General features: G+C 70.4%; 17 protein-coding genes. 10 read left to right on the top strand and 7 right to left on the bottom strand.

Features of this window, described 5'->3' with window-relative positions; genetic code table 11:
- Positions 1-37: 37 nt before the first annotated feature.
- Together PKD06_RS01945 and PKD06_RS01940 are read left to right on the top strand one after the other, a co-directional pair.
- Complete coding sequence (locus tag PKD06_RS01945; RefSeq protein WP_324377204.1) at positions 38-1012, top strand: type II secretion system F family protein; 975 nt, start codon at positions 38-40, stop codon at positions 1010-1012.
- Positions 1013-1025: 13 nt separating this feature from the next.
- Positions 1026-1994 carry a type II secretion system F family protein gene (locus PKD06_RS01940; protein WP_324377202.1) on the top strand — a complete coding sequence of 323 codons (969 nt, stop codon included), beginning with the start codon at positions 1026-1028 and terminating at the stop codon, positions 1992-1994.
- A 6-nt stretch (positions 1995-2000) separates the two neighbouring features.
- Here the strand turns inward: PKD06_RS01940 and PKD06_RS01935 are convergent, their stop codons facing one another.
- Entirely contained in the window at positions 2001-2864 is an 864-nt protein-coding gene (locus tag PKD06_RS01935; RefSeq protein WP_324377200.1) for a DMT family transporter, read from the bottom strand.
- 373 nt (positions 2865-3237) lie between these two features.
- On the opposite strand from PKD06_RS01935, the gene PKD06_RS01930 reads away from it, so the two are divergent.
- The 3 genes from PKD06_RS01930 (at position 3238) to PKD06_RS01920 (ending at position 5132) form a co-directional block, all read left to right on the top strand.
- Positions 3238-3816 (top strand): pilus assembly protein N-terminal domain-containing protein, encoded by a 579-nt coding sequence (locus tag PKD06_RS01930; protein WP_324377198.1) that lies wholly within the window; start codon positions 3238-3240, stop codon positions 3814-3816.
- A gap of 95 nt (positions 3817-3911) precedes the next feature.
- The gene (locus PKD06_RS01925) at positions 3912-4511 is read left to right on the top strand and encodes a TadE/TadG family type IV pilus assembly protein (protein WP_324377196.1); all 600 of its coding nucleotides are present in this window, start codon (positions 3912-3914) and stop codon (positions 4509-4511) included.
- Positions 4512-4526: 15 nt separating this feature from the next.
- A complete protein-coding gene (locus PKD06_RS01920; RefSeq protein WP_324377194.1) occupies positions 4527-5132 on the top strand; it encodes a TadE/TadG family type IV pilus assembly protein in 606 nt (201 codons plus the stop codon).
- A gap of 12 nt (positions 5133-5144) precedes the next feature.
- Here PKD06_RS01920 and PKD06_RS01915 read toward each other — a convergent pair whose 3' ends face one another.
- Together PKD06_RS01915 and PKD06_RS01910 are read right to left on the bottom strand one after the other, a co-directional pair.
- Positions 5145-6413, bottom strand: a complete 1269-nt coding sequence (locus tag PKD06_RS01915; protein ID WP_324377257.1) for an arsenic transporter — start codon at positions 6411-6413, stop codon at positions 5145-5147.
- Positions 6414-6427: 14 nt separating this feature from the next.
- Positions 6428-7765 (bottom strand): cyclopropane-fatty-acyl-phospholipid synthase family protein, encoded by a 1338-nt coding sequence (locus PKD06_RS01910; protein ID WP_324377192.1) that lies wholly within the window; start codon positions 7763-7765, stop codon positions 6428-6430.
- A 278-nt stretch (positions 7766-8043) separates the two neighbouring features.
- Between PKD06_RS01910 and PKD06_RS01905 the strand changes: the two genes are divergently transcribed.
- Positions 8044-8208 carry a hypothetical protein gene (locus PKD06_RS01905; RefSeq protein WP_324377190.1) on the top strand — a complete coding sequence of 55 codons (165 nt, stop codon included), beginning with the start codon at positions 8044-8046 and terminating at the stop codon, positions 8206-8208.
- 78 nt (positions 8209-8286) lie between these two features.
- On the top strand, positions 8287-8547 hold the full coding sequence (locus tag PKD06_RS01900) for a hypothetical protein (protein WP_324377188.1): 261 nt from the start codon (positions 8287-8289) through the stop codon (positions 8545-8547).
- A gap of 9 nt (positions 8548-8556) precedes the next feature.
- Here PKD06_RS01900 and PKD06_RS01895 read toward each other — a convergent pair whose 3' ends face one another.
- Positions 8557-9594 (bottom strand): ornithine cyclodeaminase, encoded by a 1038-nt coding sequence (locus PKD06_RS01895; protein WP_324377186.1) that lies wholly within the window; start codon positions 9592-9594, stop codon positions 8557-8559.
- A 3-nt stretch (positions 9595-9597) separates the two neighbouring features.
- A complete protein-coding gene (gene rocF, locus PKD06_RS01890; RefSeq protein WP_324377184.1) occupies positions 9598-10527 on the bottom strand; it encodes an arginase in 930 nt (309 codons plus the stop codon).
- 221 nt (positions 10528-10748) lie between these two features.
- On the opposite strand from rocF, the gene PKD06_RS01885 reads away from it, so the two are divergent.
- Positions 10749-11654: a J domain-containing protein gene (locus tag PKD06_RS01885; protein ID WP_324377182.1), complete on the top strand. Its 906-nt coding sequence runs from the start codon at positions 10749-10751 to the stop codon at positions 11652-11654.
- A complete protein-coding gene (locus PKD06_RS01880; RefSeq protein ID WP_324377180.1) occupies positions 11651-11962 on the top strand; it encodes a chaperone modulator CbpM in 312 nt (103 codons plus the stop codon). Before PKD06_RS01885 ends, PKD06_RS01880 begins: the two co-directional genes overlap by 4 nt.
- 28 nt (positions 11963-11990) lie before the next feature.
- Here PKD06_RS01880 and PKD06_RS01875 read toward each other — a convergent pair whose 3' ends face one another.
- Positions 11991-12830: an amino acid ABC transporter substrate-binding protein gene (locus tag PKD06_RS01875; protein ID WP_324377177.1), complete on the bottom strand. Its 840-nt coding sequence runs from the start codon at positions 12828-12830 to the stop codon at positions 11991-11993.
- A gap of 36 nt (positions 12831-12866) precedes the next feature.
- The gene (locus PKD06_RS01870; protein ID WP_324377175.1) at positions 12867-14660 is read right to left on the bottom strand and encodes an acyl-CoA dehydrogenase C-terminal domain-containing protein; all 1794 of its coding nucleotides are present in this window, start codon (positions 14658-14660) and stop codon (positions 12867-12869) included.
- Between the two features lie 267 nt (positions 14661-14927).
- Here PKD06_RS01870 and PKD06_RS01865 point away from each other — a divergent pair, with 267 nt between their 5' ends.
- Complete coding sequence (locus tag PKD06_RS01865) at positions 14928-18254, top strand: hypothetical protein (RefSeq protein ID WP_324377173.1); 3327 nt, start codon at positions 14928-14930, stop codon at positions 18252-18254.
- Positions 18255-18344 lie beyond the last annotated feature (90 nt).

Here is an 18344-nt window from a genome sequence, read left to right as displayed (position 1 = left end):
ACGGCGCGGCGCGCCTGTCCGAAAGGGAGCCTCCGTCATGGATCTGACGATGATCGCGGCGGTGATCCTGGCCGCCGGGGCGGCGGGCGGGCTCGCCTATGCGCTCCTCTATCCCCTTCTCAACGGGGAGGTGCGCGCGGAGAAGCGCCAGAAGGCGCTCGTCGAGACCAAGGGCGCCCGCCGCGCCGAGCGCAGCTCGGGGCTCAGCCGGCGCGACCAGGTCGCGCAGAGCCTCAGGGATCTCGAGCGGCGCGAGAAGAGCCGCCACAAGGTGACCCTGGAAGGCCGCATCGTCCAGGCCGGCCTGAAATGGTCGAAGCGGAAATTCCTTCTCGTCAGCGTCGCCGCCGGGCTGGTCCTGGGGCTGCTCGTGACGGCGCTCACGGGAAGTCCCCTGATGGGGGCCTTCGGCTTCTTCGCCGGCGCCTTCGGGCTCCCGCGCTGGCTGCTCCGCTTCCTGAAGGCGCGGCGCATCGCGAAATATCTCGAGGAGCTGCCGAACGCGATGGACATCATCGTGCGCGGCATCAAGTCGGGCCTGCCGCTCAACGACTGCATCCGCATGATCGCCTCCGAGGCGCAGGAGCCGGTGCGCTCGGAATTCAGGGCCATCGTCGAGCAGCAATCGCTCGGCCTGTCGATCGCGGACGCGATCAGCAAGCTCTACGAGCGGGTGCCGGTGCCGGAATCGAACTTCTTCGCCATCGTCATCTCGATCCAGGCCAAGGCCGGCGGCAACCTGTCGGAATCGCTCGGCAACCTGTCGCGCGTCCTGCGCGAGCGCAAGAAGATGAAGGGAAAGATCCAGGCCATGAGCCAGGAGGCGAAAGCCTCCGCCGCCATCATCGCCTGCCTGCCCCCCACGGTGGCGGTCCTGACCTATCTGTCGAGCCCGAAATATATCGAGCTCCTGTGGATCACCAATCCCGGCAAGGTCGCGCTCGTCCTTTGCGCCGTCTGGATGTCGATCGGCGTCGCGGTCATGCGCAGGATGATCAATTTCGACATGTGAGGAGGCGGGCGGCATGTCCGAGCTTCTGCTCAAGCTCATCGATCCGCAATTCATGGCCGCTCTGCTGGCGGCCGTAGCCGCCGGCGCGACCGTGCTCACGCTCGCCCTCCCGCTCGTGGAGGGCGACACGCTCGGGCGCCGCATGAAGGCGGTCGGCGAGGAACGCGAGAAGATCCGCCAGCGCGAGCGCGAGCGGCTGGTCGAGAGGAAGGTCGTCCTCCGCCAGACGCCGAAAGCCTACATGAAGGCCGTCGTCGAGCGCTTCAAGCTCGGCGACTGGCTCGGCACCGAGACGGCGAAGAGCAAGCTCGTCATGGCGGGCTATCGCGGCAGCGGCGCCGAGGTGACCTTCCTGTTCTTCCGTCTCGTCAGCCCCCTCGCCTGCGCCCTTGCGGGGGGCGCCTATCTGTTCCTGGTGAAGGATTTCGGCCTGAGCGTCACCATGCGCCTCGCCTGCGTCCTGGGCTGCACCTATCTCGGCATCAAGGTGCCCGAGCTGTTCCTGAAGAACGTCACCGACAAGCGCCAGCTCTCGATCCGCCGCGCCTGGCCCGATTCGCTCGACCTCCTGCTGATCTGCGTCGAGGCGGGCATGTCGATCGAGCAGGCTTTCCGCCGCGTCGGCGAGGAGGTCGGCGCGCAATCGGTCGCGCTGGCCGAGGAGCTGACCCTCACCACGGCCGAATTGTCCTACCTGCCCGAGCGCCGCGTCGCCTACGAGAACCTCGCCAAGCGCACGGGCCTCGAGCCGGTGAAGTCGATCACGACCGCCCTCATCCAGGCGGAGCGCTACGGCACCCCGCTCGGCACGGCCTTGCGCGTCCTCGCCCAGGAGAGCCGCGACACGCGCATGATGGAGGCGGAGAAGAAGGCCGCCGGCCTGCCGCCGAAGCTGACCGTGCCGATGATCCTGTTCTTCCTGCCGGTCCTCTTCGTCGTGATCATGACGCCGGCCATCATCCAGATCATGGCCCTCAAGTGAGCGGGATCAGCGGGCGCCCTCTCCGCGCGCCGGGCGCGAGGCGGCCAGGAGGTTCCAGGTGACGCCGGCGACGACCGTCGCCGCGCCGAGGAAGACGACCGGGTCGAGCGGCTCGCCGTAGAAGCGCCAGCCGACCAGCGCGATCAGCGGAACGCGCAGGAAGTCCATCGGGACGACGAGCGTCGCATCCGCGTTGCGGAACGCCTGCGTCAGGCAGAAATGCGACGAGAGGCCGGAGACGCATACGCCCAGAACGGCCGGGATCTGCCCCGGGACGATCCGCAGCGGGAAGGCCGGATCGCACCAGGCGAGGTTCAGCGGAAGCTGGAACAGGTTCATCCAGAACAGGATGGCGAGCGTCGTCTCGCTCGCCGTGAGCCGCTTGGTCGCGACCGCGGTCGCGGCGAAGGACACGGCCGCGAGCAGGACCGCGAAGGTCGCCCCGTCGAGCGGCAGGTAGCCGGGGCGCAGGATGATCAGCACGCCCGCGACGCCGAGCGCGACGGCGCCGATCCGTGCGGCCGAGATGCGCTCGCCCAGGAAGACGACGGCGAGCGGCGTCACCCAGATCGGCGCCGTGAACTCGATTGCGAAGACCGTCGCGAGCGGCAGCATCGTGACGCCGTAGGCCCAGGTCGCCTGTCCGATCCAGTGCACGCCGTTGCGGAAGAGCTGAAGCCTCGCGCGCCGCAGGACCAGCTGCCGCAATCCTCCCGGGCCGGGGAGGGCGATCGCGAGAATCGCGAGGACCCCGAACAGCGAGCGCAGGCTCAGGGCCTCGAAGATCGAGAGGGTTCTCGCCAATTCGCGGATGGAGACGGCGGAGATCGAGAAGGACAGGAGCGCGCCCGTCATCCACAGGACCGCCATCCCGAGATGACCGCCGCCGCCCGTCCGGCTTGCCGAATCTGCCTTCGCCCCCATCCGCCACCGACGAGCCCGGAGGGGCGGCCGAGTCAAGACGCGCCCGGCCCGCACGGCCGCTGTCCCGGACGGCATTCAACCGAAAAGACGAGGTTAGAGACCGTTTGAGAACGTCGGACGGGTCGGTCCGCCGGGCCTTTTTCCGCCCCGCCGCGTCGCCGTCCTTGCCGATATGATTTCATATCGGCAAGGACGGCTCCCTGCGGGACGAAAAAATCCCTCGCCGGACCTCAGCCGCCGAGTTCTCAAACGGTCTCTTAGCCGAATATTCACCAAATTCGCGGCATGGTCGGGGCATCAGCGCTCGCTTGGGTTCCACATGCGCCCCCAGATTCCGACGGCCTTCTCGGCAGCCTTGGTCCTCGCTCTCGCGGCAGGCTCAGCCGCCGCCCGCGACGGCGTCCGCCTCGTGCATGGCGTTCCGGCTCCGCTCCCCGCTTCGGCCGGCACCGAGTCCGCGCCGCCCGCCGAGGCTCCGGCTCCCTCCGCATCGTCCGCGCCGCCGGCGGCCGCGGTCGAGCGCGGCGGGCTCTTCGTCACGATCAACCGGGCCAAGGTGATCCGGCTGCCGGAGCGGGTCCAGACGGTGATCGTCGGCAATCCCGCCATCGCCGACCTCTCGGTGCAGAAGAACGGAATCGTGGTCGTGACCGGCAAGAGCTACGGCGCCACGAATCTCATCGCCCTCGACGCGGCGGGCAACATGCTGGCCGAATCCCTCGTCAACGTGGTCGCGCAGACCGACGGGCTCGTGATCCTCCAGAAGGCGGATCGGCGCTATTCCTATTCCTGCAATCCGGTCTGCCAGCCCTCGGTCAATCTCGGAGACGACAAGACCTATTTTGACGACGCACGCGGGCAGGCGGACTCGCACAACCAGTTCGCCGTCTCGCGATAGGGCGAAAGCCGGGGATCGCCTCAACCAACGGGAAAACTTTTCGCGCTATCTCCGATGGCGGCCGATCTGTGGCCGCCAGCCGCGAGGCGCGAGCGATGAGGATCAGAGCAAAAGGGGCGGGGCGCCGTCCGGCCCCGGTTTTCGCCCGGTTCCGAAAGGGGCAGGAGGGGGCGACGGCCATCGAGTTCGCCCTGGTCGCCGGTCCGTTTCTCTTCGCTCTCCTCGCCACGGTGGAGGTGGCGATGGTGATGTGGACGAGCGAGGTGCTCGATCACGCCGTCGCGACCGCCGCGCGCAAGATCTATACGGGCGAGTTCCAGAGCAGCGCCTCGAATGCGGGCCTGTCGAGCAAGGATCTTCGGACGAAGGTGCAGAAGGCGATCTGCGCGGAGGTCGGCTCCCTCGTCGATTGCGGCAGCATCGACGTGGACGTGCGCCCCATCTGCACCGGCAGCACCGCGGATACCTGCGGCATCGACGCATTCGGCTCGGCGACGATGCTCAATCCCGTCAACGCGCAGAAGGAATACGACGCCTCCTCCTACGGCTACCAGACGATCGGCGCCAAGCAGATCGGCCTCGTCACGGCCTCGACGCAGTACAAGACCTTCTTCCCCCCCCTCTCGCTCGGAACGCTCGCCAACGGCAACAGGCTCCTCATCTCGACGGCGGCCTTCATGGCGGAACCCTACTGAATCGAGGATCGCGCGATGAACACGTCCTCCCCCCGGCCGGCCGGCCGTCTCCGGCGCCTCCTGCGCGATGCGCGCGGCGTCGCGGCCGTCGAGTTCGCGCTGGTCCTGCCGGTCCTGATCGCCTTCTATCTCGGCCTGAACGAGGTGCAGCCCGGGCTGTCCATCAAGCGCAAGCTGACGCTCGCGACGCGGACGCTCGCGGACCTGACGACCCGTTCGGGGACCCTCACCACCTCCGACCTGAAGAGCATCTTCGGCGCCACGGTGGCCGTCATGCGGCCCTACGACAATGCCGGGACGACGCAGATGGTGATCACCTCCATCGGCGTCGCGCCGAAGACGTCCGGGTCGGGATATACCGGCACGGTGAAATGGAGCTGCGCCTGGCCCCCGAATGCGAAGCCCGCGGCCGGCGATCTCCAGAAGAGGTCCGGGAGCTACCCGGTGCCGCCCAGCTTCCAGAACGACTCGACCTCCTCCTTCATCCTGGTCGAGACGCAATATCCCTACACGCCCAATATCGGCTACACGATCATGGGCACCATCCAGCTCCAGGATTCCCTGCCCTGGCCGGTCCGGGACGCGAAGGAGGTGCAGAGCCCCGGCGTCTGTCCGACCTGACCGGCGTGGAGATCAGCGCAGGACCGCGAGGGCCAGGACGAGGGCGGGCGGCATCACGACGAGGCCGATCTTCAGGAACTGCCAGGCCGTGACGCGCAGCCCCTCGCGCCGGAGCGCGGCGAGCCAGAGAATCGTGGCGAGGGAGCCGGTCACCGAGAGGTTCGGGCCGAGATCGACGCCGACGAGGATCGCGGCCGCGATCCGGGGCGGTGTCCCCGCTTCCTGAACGGCGCTCGCGGCGAGGAGGCCGACGGGCAGGTTGTTGCCGAGATTGGTGGCGAGCGCGACGAGGCTTCCGAGGATGGCCGAGGCTTCTCCCGGGCCCGTCGTGCGGACGACGCGGCGCAGCTCCTCCGCCAGCAGCGCGACGACGCCCGTCCGGTCGAGCGCCTCGACCAGCACGAAGAGCCCCGCGACGAGCGGAAGGACGCCCCAGGAGACGCCCTTCAGGAGGGCCGTCGGGGCCTCGCGGTTCAGGAGGGTCACGACCAGGGCCGCCGCGCCGCCCGCCGCCAGCGTCGGCAGGCCGAGATCGAGCCCCGCCCAGGAGGAGCCGACCAGGATCAGCGTGGTGAGAAGGATCGCGATCCCCGCGATCCGGCCGGGGAGCGAGAGCGCCGGCCGCTCGACATGGGCGGCGATCGTCTCCGCCGCGAGGGCGCGGCGGCAGGCGAGGCGGAGCGCGGCATAGGTGGTCGCGATCGCGGCGGCGGAGGGCAGGGCGAAGGTGCCGAGCCATTCGGCCAGGGGCGGCATGCGGCCGCCGCCATAGACGACGAGATTGGCGGGGTTCGAGATCGGCAGCACGAAGCTCGCCGCATTGGCGACGAAGGCGCAGGCGAGGAGATAGGGGAGGGGATCGGCGACCCGCGCCGCCCTCGCCGCCGCATAGACGGCCGGCGTCAGGACCACGGCGGTCGCGTCGTTCGACAGGAACGCCGTCACGAGGATCCCGACCGCATAGACGAGGGCGAAGAGGCGCGTCGCGGACCCTTTCGCGGCGGCGGTCGCGAGCGCTGCCAGCCAGTCGAAGAGGCCCTCCCGCCGCGCCAGCTCGGAGAGCAGCATCATGCCGGCCAGGAAGAGATAGACGTCGAGCCCCCTCATGACGCCCGCCCAGGCGAGGCCGGGCGTGAGGAGCCGGAGCAGCAGGAGGAGCGCCGCCCCCGCCATCGCCCAGACGGCCTCGGGCCAACGGAAGGGCCGCAGGATCACCCCGGCCGTCGCGGCCCCGGCGATGCACCAGGTGAGGAGATCGGCGCGCAGGTGGAGGGAGAGGATATCCACGGCCACGCTCACGCGCCGGCGGGGGCCTCCCGGGGGGCCGGGCCGTCCTCGTAGAGATCGGCCCGGGTCGGGGGCAGCCCGGACAGGCCGCGGGCGCGGCGCGAGGCCAGGGACTGGTAGATGCCGATCGTGCCGCGCTCGAAGCCGAGCGAGACCCCCGCGAGATAGAGCAGCCACAGGCGCAGCTTGCCCGGCCCCACCTCCGCCTCGGCCGCCTCGCGGGCGGCGTGGAGGCGCTCGCACCAGAGTCTCGTCGTGCGGGCGTAATGCTCCCGCCACGCCTCGACGTCGTGCACCTCGAAGCCGTTGCGCTCGAGCGAGGTCACGGTGTCGCCGATATGATCCAGCTCGCTGCCGGGGAAGATGTAGTTGACGATGGCCGCATATTCGGGCCGCTTGCGCCGGAAGGCGCGCGTGCTCTTCTTGGCCGGGCGCGTGATGGCGTGGTGCAGAAGGAGGCCGCGCGGCCTCAGGAGGTCGCGCATCTGCCGGTAATAGGCGTCCCGGTTCGCGAGCCCGACATGCTCGAACATGCCGATCGAGGCGATCTTGTCGAAGGTCCCCGTCAGCTCCCGGAAATCCTTCAGCTCGATCGTGACCCGGCCCTCCAGCCCGAGCCGCCGGATCTTGGCCTGCGCGAAATCGAACTGCGCCTGGGACAGGGTGACGCCGTGCGCCTCGACGCCGTGATGGCGGGCGGCGTGGCAGACGAGCCCGCCCCAGCCGCAGCCGATATCGAGGAAACGCTCGCCCGGCCGCAGGCGGAGCTTGCGGCAGATCATTTCGAGCTTGGCCTGCTGGGCCTCCTCGATTCCCGCCTCCCAGTCCGGGAAATAGGCGCAGGAATAGACCATCTCCGGGTCGAGGAAGAGCGCGTAGAAGGCGTTCGAGAGGTCGTAATGGAACTGGACCAGGGCCTTGTCGTCGCGGCCGGCATCGAATTTCGCCGTCTGGGCCTTGTCGTAGGCGTTCGTGGCGCCCGCCCCCGCGCTGCCGAAGAGGAAGGGAGCGAGCCCCTTCACGGCGCGCATCTTGTCGACCTTCCTGAGCGTGCCCTTGGTGGCGCCGCCGCGCCGGGCCGCGATGTCGAGCAGCGTGCCGCCCTCGATCGTGATCAGGCCCTCGGCCGACAGGTCGATCAGGGTCGAGAGGCGGGGGCGCCGGAGGAGGCGCGTGATCGCCCGCGGCGAGTTGATCGCGATGCTGAGATCGTCCCGCGCGCCCGGCCCCAGCGGGACATGCGAGCCGTCCCACAGCTTCAGGGAGAAATCGGCCTGGAGGGACTGGCCGAGATCGGTCAGGAAGGCTCGCAGCGCCTGGAGGCGCGGCTCGGATTCGGTCGTCACGATGCGGGGCACCCGTCTGTCGCGGCCGTATCTCGCATCGCTTCCCGCCCGCGTCCATCGCTCGCGGGCCACATTCCGCCGGGAAGCCCGGTCGCCATTATCGGCTCGCTAAGGGCGATGCGGGAGGATCGGGCATGGCCTCGCCCCGCCAGCCCCGCCGCCCAGCCCCCGCCCCCCAAGCGCCGCCCCCCCCCCCCCAGCCGCCCGCCCGCCCCCGGGCATGGCGCAGGCTCGGCCTGCGCTCTCTGATGGCCTGCCTCGTGGTCGGATGTCTGACGGTGATCGCGGGCTGGCATTCGGCGGGGCTCGTGCGCCGCGGCGAGATCGACCGCATGCTGCGGATGAGCGCGGGCGCTCCCCGTCCGGCGGAGGCCGAGCCCAAGACGCGCGGGAAGCTCGATCGCAACCGCCTCAACGCCCTGGTCGCGACGGCTGGAAAATAGCCGTGGACGGGAGGCGGAGCTCCTGTCCCCGCCGCCGCTCGCCTGCGGACGCGGTCCCCGGGCGGCAGGAGACATCCGATGCGCTTCGTCTTCACCCATAGCCACGCATTTCCCGGCAGCCGCGTCTCGGTCGAGGAGGATGGCGAGCCGGGGCCGGGATGCCTCGTCGAATTCTCCGATGGGACCATCGTGATGTCCGAATGCCGGATGGAGGGCGAAGACATCCTGCTCCATGTGCCTCCCTACCGGACGGCCAGGAAGCATGCCGTCGAGGGCAGGACGTGGCAGCTCTCGAAGGCTGCGGACGGAACCTGGCGCTGCCGCAGGGCGCCCGAGTGATCGCCGGGATCAGGCCGCCCGCAGCAGCATGCCGAAGAGGTCGCGCGGCTCGTCGGGATCCGCGAGGAGGTCCAGCTCCTCGAAGAAGCCCGTGCCTTCGAGCTTCGCGCGCACATAGCGGAGCGCCGAGAAATCCTCGACGGCGAACCCGACCGAATCGAAGAGCGTGATCTGCCCGGCATCGCGCCGCCCCGGCGCGCGTCCGGCGATCACCTCCGCCAGCTCGGTGACGGGATGGTCGTGGGCGAGCTGCTGGATCTCGCCCTCGATCCGCGTCTGCGGGGCATATTCGACGAAGATGTCGGAGCGGTGCAGGATGTCGGCATGCAGCTCGGTCTTGCCTGGGCTGTCCCCGCCCACGGCGTTGATGTGGAGGCCCGCACCGACGAGATTGTCGGTCAGGATCGTGGCGTTGCGCTTGTCCGCCGTCACCGTCGTCACGATGTCGGCGCCCTGGACCGCCTCCTCGACGCTGGAGCAGGATCGCATCTCGAAGCCGAACCTCGAGAGGTTGCGCACGCATTTCGCCGTCGCGGTGGGGTCGATGTCGTAGAGCCGGAGCCGGTCGATCCCGAGCAGCGCCTTGAAGGCGAGGGCCTGGAACTCGGCCTGCGCCCCGTTGCCGATCACCGCCATGGTGCGCGCATCCCTGCGGGCGAGACGGGAGCCGGCGAGGGCCGAGGTTGCGGCGGTGCGCAGGGCCGTGAGGATGGTCATCTCGGTGAGCAGCATCGGATAGCCGCTGCCGACATCGGCGAGCACCCCGAAGGCCGTCACCGTCTGGCGTCCCTCGCGCATGTTCGCCGGATGGCCGTTGACGTATTTGAAGCCGTAGGTGGTGCCGTCCGAGGTCGGCATCAGCTCGATGACCCCCTTGGCGGAATGGGAGGCGATGCGCGGCTTCTTGTCGAAAACGTGCCAGCGCCGGAAATCCTCCTCGATGACGCCCGCCAGCTCCTTGATGAAGCGCTCGACGCCGGTCGCGAGCACGAGCTTCATCATGTGGTCGACGCTGACGAAGGGGACGATGTTCAGCCGGGCCTGCATGGCTCAGTAGCTCCTGGTCGGACGGTCGAGGATCTTGCGGCCCATCAGGCTTGCGGCGAGATCGGCCATGAGCAGCGCGGTGCGCCCGCGCTCGTCCAGGAAGGGGTTCAGCTCGACGAGGTCGAGCGAGGAGACCCGGCCGCTGTCGTGCAGCATCTCCATCGCCAGGTGCGCCTCGCGGAAGGTGGCCCCGCCCGGCACCGTCGTGCCGACGCCGGGCGCGATGGCGGGGTCGAGGAAATCGACGTCGAGGGAGACGTGAATCATCCCGTCCACCGCCTCGACGCGGTCGAGGAAGCGGCGCAGCAGCACCGCGATGCCGTTCTCGTCGATCGCGCGCATGTCGCAGACGAAGACGCCCGTCCCGGCCAGCGCCCGGCGCTCGGCGGGATCGACGCTGCGGATGCCGATCATGCAGACGTTCTCCGGCCGCACGGGCGCGGCCGGCGCGGGCAGGACATCGCCGAAGCCGGGGAGGCCCGTGACATAGGCCATGGGGACGCCGTGGAGATTGCCGCTCGTCGTCGTCTCCAGCGTGTGGAAATCGGGATGGGAATCGAGCCAGAGCACGAAGAATTCGCGTCCCTCGTGCCGCGCCCGCCGCGCCATCCCCGCCACCGTGCCCGCCGACAGCGAATGGTCCCCACCGAGGAAGATCGGCAGCCCCGCGCCGCTCGCCGCGAAGGCGGCCTCGTCGAGGGCGCGCGTCCAGGCGTCGAAGGCCGCGAGGTTGCGGATCGCCGGGTTGGGATGGGACAGGTTCCGGAAGGGCGCCGGGGCGAGATTGCCGCGATCCTCCACCGCGAGGCCCAGTTCCGCCAGGGTCTCGCGCAGGCCGGCGGCGCGATAGGCGCTGGGCCCCATGTCGCAGCCGAGCCGGCCCGCCCCGTCCTGGACCGGGGCGCCGATCAGAATGCAGTTGCGTGCCGTCATTCGGTCCCTCGCCATCCCTCGCGATCCCGGCAGGATAAGGCCGCAGGGTGACGGATTGAACGGGCCATCCGTTTTCCATCGGGAGGGGGCGGGGGCGATCTTGGCGGGGCGGGGCGCGGCGGATAGGCTCCGGCCGCGCCGCCGCCGGGGCGGGCGATGAAGATCGAGGGCGTCTCGATGACCTTGGCCGACGGTGCCGCGGACGAGCGGGGGAATGCGCCGTGAGGGACCCCTACGAGGTTCTCGGCGTCGCCCGGACCGCAACGGCGGCCGAGATCCAGAAGGCCTATCGGGGCCTCGCCAAGAAGCTGCACCCGGATCTCAATCCCGGCGACAAGGCGGCCGAGGAGAAGTTCAAGGAGGTCGCGGGCGCCTACGACCTCCTCGGCGATGCCGAGAAGCGCCGGCGCTTCGATGCCGGCGAGATCGATGCCGCCGGGGCGGAGAAGCCGCAATATCGCTATTACCGCGACTTCGCGGCGGAGGATGACGGCCACGCCTATACGAGCAATGCCGGCTTCGCCGATTTCGCGGAGGCCGACGACGCCTTCGCGGAACTCCTGCGGCGCGGGCAGCGGGCCCGCGCGAACCGGCGGGGCGCCGATCTCCATTACCGGCTGCCGATCGAGTTCTCCGAATCGATCGCGGGGGCGACGAAGCGCCTGACGCTGCCCGAGGGCGGCACGCTCGACGTCAAGATTCCCCCCGGCATGCTCGACGGGCAGGTCCTGCGCCTCAAGGGCAAGGGGGCGCCGGGCGCCGGGACGGGCGGCCCCGGCGACGCCCTCATCGAGGTGGAGGTGCTGCCCGATCCGCGCTTCACGCGCGAGGGCGACGACATCACGCTCGAGCTTCCCGTCTCGCTCGCCGAGGCGATCCTGGGCGGGCGCGTCATCGTCCCGACCCCGACCGGCGAGGTGTCGATGGCGGTGCCGAAAGGCTCGAATACGGGCACGAGGCTGCGCCTGAAAGGCAAGGGGGCTCCCCGCCGCGAGGGCGGCCACGGCGATCAATACGTCAAGCTGAAGGTGGTGCTGCCCAAGTCCCCCGATCCCGAGCTCGAGGAGTTCGTGGCGAAGTGGAGCCAGGGCAAGGACCACAATCCCCGTGAGGCCGGCGCGTCATGATCATGACCAAGCAGGAATTCCTGACCTCCTCGGGACTCCAGGTCCAGACGCTGGAATTCTGGATCGAGCGGCAATGGCTCGTCCCGGCGGAGACGCCGGCCGGCTCCCGCTTCTCGGACCGCGACGTCGCCCGCGCCCATCTCATCCAGGAATTGATCCGCGACCTCGGCGTCAATCACGAGGGCGTCGACGTGGTGCTCCACCTGATGGACCAGTTGCACGGCCTGCGCCGCGCGCTCGCCGAGCTTCGCGACCAGGGCCGGGCCTCGGGGGAGGGGCGGCGCGGCGGAAGCCGCCAGATGCGATAGCCCTGCCGCTGGCGGGGAGAACCGCTCCCTATTTCGGCACGCCGTTGATGACGAAGAGCGCCCGGATGAACTGGTCGGGCGGGAAGGTCCCGAAGCTCTGGTTGTAGATCTTCTTCACGCGGTCCGTGCGGTAGAGATCCGCCAGCGTGGCATCGACGAGCAGGCGCAGCTTCTCGTCGCCGCGCGGCAGGGCCAGCGCATAGGTCTCGAAGGTGTAGTACTGGTCGGCGAGCTTCAGGGCGGTGGAGGCCCGGCTGTTGATCAGGTGATAGCTGAGGATGCCGCGATCGCCGAAATAGGCGTCGATCTTTCCCGCGGAGAGGCTGCGCACCCCCTCGGGATGAGTCTGCATGGGGACGATCTCGACCTTGGTTCCGAGCTGCGCCAGGGTCGAGCGCAGGGATTCCTCGGTCGTCGTGCCCTGGAGGACGCCGATCTTCTTGCCGTCCAGATCCTCGAGCCGGTACGATTCGTTGGCCCGATGCAGCACGCCGGCGCCGTCGATGAAGGTCGGCAGCGAGAAATCCACCAGGGAGCGGCGCGACATCGTCATCGAGGTCGGGTCGCAGAGAAGATCGACCTTGCCGTCCCGCACCGCGGTCAGGCGGGTCGTCGAGGAGACGTCGACATAGTCGATCTTCAGCGAGGGGACCTTCTCCGCCTTCGCGATGGCGGCTGCGACCTCCCGGCAGAGATCGACGATATAGCCGGCCGGATCGCCGTTGGCCGCCCGGTAGGAATAGGGCGGCGCGTCGGACCGCACGCCGAGCCGCAGCGTGCCCGTCTCGCGGACCCGCTTCAGCGTGTCCGTCGCGAGCGCCGCCGTCGAGACGGTCATGCACAGAAGCGCGATCAGGAAGGCCCGCATGATCCTCGTCCTCTCAGCGAAGCGTCGTGACAGCCTCTAGAACATCTCCGCCGGCATCGCCATGACGGCGCTGGCGCCGGCCTGGATGCGGCGATAGCGAAGGCTCGTCTCGGGCAGCATGTGCTCGGCGAAGAAGCGGGCCGTGATCAGCTTCGCCTCCATGCGCCCGCCCGGATCCTCGCCCGCCGCCTTCTTCGCCAGCGCCGCCTTGGCCATGCGGCCCCACATGTAGCCCATGGCGAGAAGGCCCAGGAGATGCATGAAGTCGGTCGCGCCCGCGCCGGCATTGTCGGGCTTGGCCATGGCGTTCTGGGCGAACCACATCGCGCTCGCCTGAGCGTGCTCCAGGCTCTTGGCGAGGGAGGCGACGAAAGGCTTCAGCGCCTCCTCCCCGGCGTTCTCGCGGCAGAAGGCGGCCACCTCGCCGAAGAAGGTCATGACGGCCCGGCCCCCGTCGCGGCCGAGCTTGCGGCCGACGAGATCCATGGCCTGGACGCCGTTGGCGCCTTCATAGACCATGGTGATGCGGGCATCGCGCACGAACTGCGACATGCCCGTCTCCTCGATATAGCCGTGGCCGCCGAAGACCTGCTGCGCCTGGACGGCATTGGCGAAGCCGAGCTCGGTGAAGACGCCCTTGATGACGGGGGTCAGGAGCTGGAGCCGGTCGTCCGCCGCTTGCCGCTCCTTGGGATCCGGCGAGCGATGGGCGACGTCGGAGGAGAGCGCCGCCCAGAGCGCGAGCGCCCGGGCGCCCTCGTTGAAGGCGCGGATCTGCAAGAGGGTCCGGCGCACGTCGGGATGGACGATGATCGGATCGGCCGGCTTGTCCGGGAATTTCGGCCCGGTCAGCGCGCGGCCCTGGAGACGCTCCCGCGCATAGGCGGCGGCGTTCTGGCAGGCGACCTCGGACTGGGAGAGCCCCTGCATGCCGACCGCGAGCCGCGCCTCGTTCATCATCACGAACATGGCGGCGAGGCCCTTGTTCTCGCCCCCGACGAGCCAGCCCCTGGCGCCGTCGTAGTTCATCACGCAGGTCGCGTTGCCGTGGATGCCCATCTTGTGCTCGATCGAGCCGCAGGAGACGCCGTTGTGCGCGCCGAGGGCGCCGTCCGCCTGGACCAGGAATTTCGGCACGACGAAGAGCGAGATGCCCCGCGTGCCCTCCGGCGCCCCCTCGATCCGCGCGAGGACGAGATGGATGATGTTCTCGGCGAGGTCGTGCTCGCCGGCCGAGATGAAGATCTTGGTGCCCGAAAGGGCGTAGGAGCCGTCCGGCTGCGGCACCGCCTTCGTCTTGAGGAGGCCGAGATCGGTGCCGCAATGGGGCTCGGTCAGGTTCATGGTGCCGGCCCATTCGCCGGTGATCATCTTCGGCAGGTAGGTCCGCTTCTGCTCCTGCGAGCCGTGGACGAGGAGGGCCGCGATCGCGCCCTGCGTCAGGCCCGGATACATGCCGAAGGCGAGGTTCGCGGAGGAGATGAATTCCTGCATGACGGTGTTCAGCGTCATCGGCAGGCCCTGGCCGCCATAGTCCGCGGGCGCCGACAGGCCGAGCCAGCCGCCGTTCCGATAGGCGTCGTAGGCCGCCTTGAAGCCCGCCGGCGTCGTCACGGAGCCGTCGGGATGGCGCGTGCAGCCCTCCCGGTCGCCGACGGCGTTGAGGGGCTGGATCGCCTCCTCGCAGAGCTTCGCCCCCTCGGCGAGAATCGCCTCCAGGACATCCGGGGGCGCGTCGGAGAAGCCGGGAAGGTTGCTGTACCGCTCGTAGTGCAGCACCTCCCCGAGAATGAACAGGACGTCCTCCACGGGCGCCTTGTAGATCGCCATCGTGCTTCTCCCCGCCTCGGCCCAGCGGCCCGGTCCGCAATCTATGGGGTCCGAACCGTAAACACGACCTCGCGAGCAGGACCTGCCGGCGCCTGCCCGGAAAGCGTTAACCAATTAACCCGGTGTTTACCCTGACCCGCAAAGGTCGGGAATATCTCGTGGCAAGGGGGGAATCCGGCAAGGATCTCTCCGATCACGCGACGCCATCCGCCGCGGGGCCGGGTGGCCGGTTCGAGACGTCCCGCCTCCGACGTGAGTGCCGCCGCGATGATGAGAAGGCACGTTCGCTCCAGCGATTTCGGCTCCTCGCCGGACGACGATTCGCGCTTCGGCGCGCGGCGCGAGGGCCACCCGCGCCGGGAGGCGGAGGAGAGCCATGGCCGGGCCGACGCCGAGGCGCAGGGCCGCGGGCAGCGGCGGGACACGCATCGGGAGTCGTGGCCGCGCGAGGAGTATCGCCATGGCCCGGGGCAGGATCAGGAGCCGGAGGCGCCCTCGCGGATGTCCGAGACGCTCGACTCGGTCGCGAGCTGGATCGAGAAGGCCCAGCAACAGCTCGCCGGGGCCGCGCCGGCGGCCGGCCGCCCCGACTCCGCCGCCCGTCCCGAATCGGGGGACGGGACATTGTCCGAAGCCCTGGCCGCCATCCGGCGCCTCGAGGACCGGCTCTCCGATCAGGGCCAGCGCTCCTCCGCCCGCGCCATCCCCGATCTCGACGAGACGCTGCGCGGCTTCGAGGCGCGGCTCGGCGAGGTCGCCGGAAGGCTGGGCGCCGCGCCCGGAACGGCCGGCCGCCGGCCGCTGAAATCCGGCGCGGAGCTGAAATCGGCCGTGGAGGAGATCAGGTCCCATCAGACCCGTCTGGAGCGCGATCCCCCCGAGATGCGCCGCCCCTCGGGGCTGCCGGCTCTCGGCACCCTGGCCCGTTCCCAGACCGCGATGCTCACCACGCTCCGGCAGGAGATCTCCCAGCTCGCCACCCGCATCAACGAGATGCCGGTGCCGGGCGAGAAGGAGCAGCAGGTCCAGCGCGAGGTCGAGACGCTGCGGCGCTCGATGGCCGAGGTGGCGCGCCGCGACGATCTCTCGCGGCTGGAGAAGGGGCTGCAATCCCTCACCGAAGACATCATGGAGCTGCGCCGGGCCGGCGAGAAATCCACCGCCAGCCAGGAGATCGCCGCGCTCCAGTCCGAGATCCGTCGGCTCTCCGAGCATCGCCCGGCCCCCGATCTCGCGGGGTTGCAGGCGGAGATCCGCCGGCTCTCCGAGCAGAAGCCGGCGCCCGTCGTCGATATGGCGCCGATCGCGCAGGGCATCCAGAGCCTCTCGCGCAAGCTCGACCGCGTGGCCGATGGCGGCGTCGATCCCTCGGTGATCGTCTCGCTGTCGGACCAGATCGAGCAAGTCCGCCGCGGCCTCGCCGAGGCGAACGCCCCGCGGGCGCTCGGCGCCGTGGACCAGCAGCTTTCGGCCATCCGCCGCGAGATCGCGGAGATCGGCGGCCGGCAGGTGGCTCCGCGCGAATTCGAGACGCTTCGCGGCGCGGTCGAGGAGCTTCGCGCCTCCCTCGAGTCCCTGGCGCGCACCTCCAGCCCGCGCGAGGAGGCCGCCAAGGCCCTGCGCGAAATCGGCCGCCCCATCGAGGCCACGCTCACCGCCCTGGTCGACAAGATCGAGCGGGTCGAGCGCCGGGTTTCCGACCCGGAGGCGCTCGACCATCTGGAGCGCCAGATCCAGGCCATCGCCGCGCGGATGGGAGAGGCGCCGAGCCGCGATCCCGCCATTGCCGGGCTCGAGCGCTCGATGTCCGCGATCCTCGACCAGGTCTCCTCCTGGCGCGACGGCGCCATCGAGGCGGCCGAGCATGCCGCCCGGACGGCCGTGGCCGAGACGATCGATTCCATGCCGGTGGCGGCCGAGGTCGAGCGCCATCTCGTGGAGATCGGCGACCGCTACGCCGTCGCCGAGGAGCGCACGCGCCAGAGCCTGTCCGCGGTGCAGTCCGCGCTCTCCGACGTCATGACGCGGCTGTCCTCGCTCGAAAGCGGGTCCGGCCCGGCCGAAGGCCGGCTCCCTGCCGAGGGGCGGCACCCTGCCGAGAGTCGGCGTCCCGCCGCGGCTCCGCCTCCTGCCGCGCCGTCCTGGGCGGAGGAGCCTGCGGCGGCGGCCCCGCTCCAGCGCCCCGCCGCCTCCCTTCCGGCGGAGGCCGACGCCCCGCTCGCGCCGCCTCCCGCCGACGAGGTGCTGCTCGAGCCCGGCGCGGCCCGTCCGCCCGTCCGTCCTCGCGGCACGCCCAGGCCGTCGACGGCGGATGCGATCGCGGCCGCGGCCGCGGCGATCGACTCCCCGGACATCAAGTCGAGCTTCATCGCGGCGGCGCGCCGCGCGGCCCAGGCGGCGGCGGCCGAATCCGCCAGCGCGGCGAAGGCCCGCCCGGCGGCGAAGGCCGGCGCGCGCGGGACGATGTCGCCCTCGGACATGCTCGGACGCGTGCGGGCGCTGATCGATTCCAAGCGTCGTCCGCTGCTGCTCGCGGCCGCCGCCATCGTTCTGGCGCTCGGGACGGTGCAGATCGTCAGGACCCAGATGGCCGACCGGCTCCCGGGCGCCACTGTCACGGTGACGGCCGCGAAGCCGGTCGCACCGGCCGCTCCCGTCGTCGCGAGCCGCCGGCCGGCCGCCGAGGCGCCGGCCGCGCCGGTCGCGGCGGCCGAGCGGATCGAGGAGCGCGCCGAAGTCACGGCGGCGACGAATCCGGCTCCCCCTCCCGTCGCCGATCCGGTGACGACCCAATCGATCGCGCCCGCGCCGGAGACGGCGCCCCCGGCTGCGCCGGAAGCGGCGGCTCCCAAGGAGCCGGCTCGCATCGCCGCTCCGGCGCCGCTCGTCCAGGCGCGGCAGGCCAATGCCGGCGATTCGGCGGCCCTGCTTCCGGTCGGGCTCAAGGAGGCCGCCGACCGGGGCGATCCCGTGGCGCTGTACGATCTCGCCGCCCGGGCGGCCGATGGCCGCGGCGTGGCGCGCGATCCGAAGATGGCGGCGAGCCTGTTCGGCAAGGCGGCCGAGAAGGGGCTGGTCCCGGCGCAATACCGCCTCGGCAACAGCTACGAGCGCGGGCTGGGCGTGCCGAGGGATATCGAGAAGGCGAAGAGCTGGTATCGGCGCGCCGCCGCGGGCGGGAACGTGCGGGCCATGCACAATCTCGCCGTCCTGCTGGCGGATGGCGCAGGGGGCAAGCCCGATTATGCGGGGGCCGTCGAGTGGTTTTCCAAGGCCGCCGAGCACGGCGTCAAGGACAGCCAGTTCAACCTCGCCGTCCTCTATGCGCGGGGCCTCGGCACCTCGCAGGATTTCGCCCGCGCCTATCACTGGCTCGCCATCGCCGCGCAGCAGGGCGACGAGGATGCGGCCAGGAAGCGCGACGACGTGGGCCGGCGCCTCTCCCCGGCCGACCTCGCCCGGGCCAAGGCCGGCGTCGAGAGCTGGCAGGCCGCCCCGGCGGCGGTCTCGGCCAACGAGGTGCTGGTGCCGCCCAAGGGGTTCACCGAGCCCCTCTCCGCCGGCCGGCGTCATTCGAAAGAAGCACGGATCTGAGCCGAGCCCTGCGCCGGGCGGGCTCGGCGCTCAGCGATCGTTCAGCTAGAGGCTGGCTAAGCGGGCGCCGCATTGCGCCCGCCGCTTTCG

Source organism: Enterovirga sp. (assembly GCF_035325185.1).
Taxonomy (GTDB): domain Bacteria; phylum Pseudomonadota; class Alphaproteobacteria; order Rhizobiales; family Beijerinckiaceae; genus Enterovirga.
Note: the sequence above shows the minus strand (reverse complement) of the source record. Positions and strands in the feature narration are given on the sequence as shown.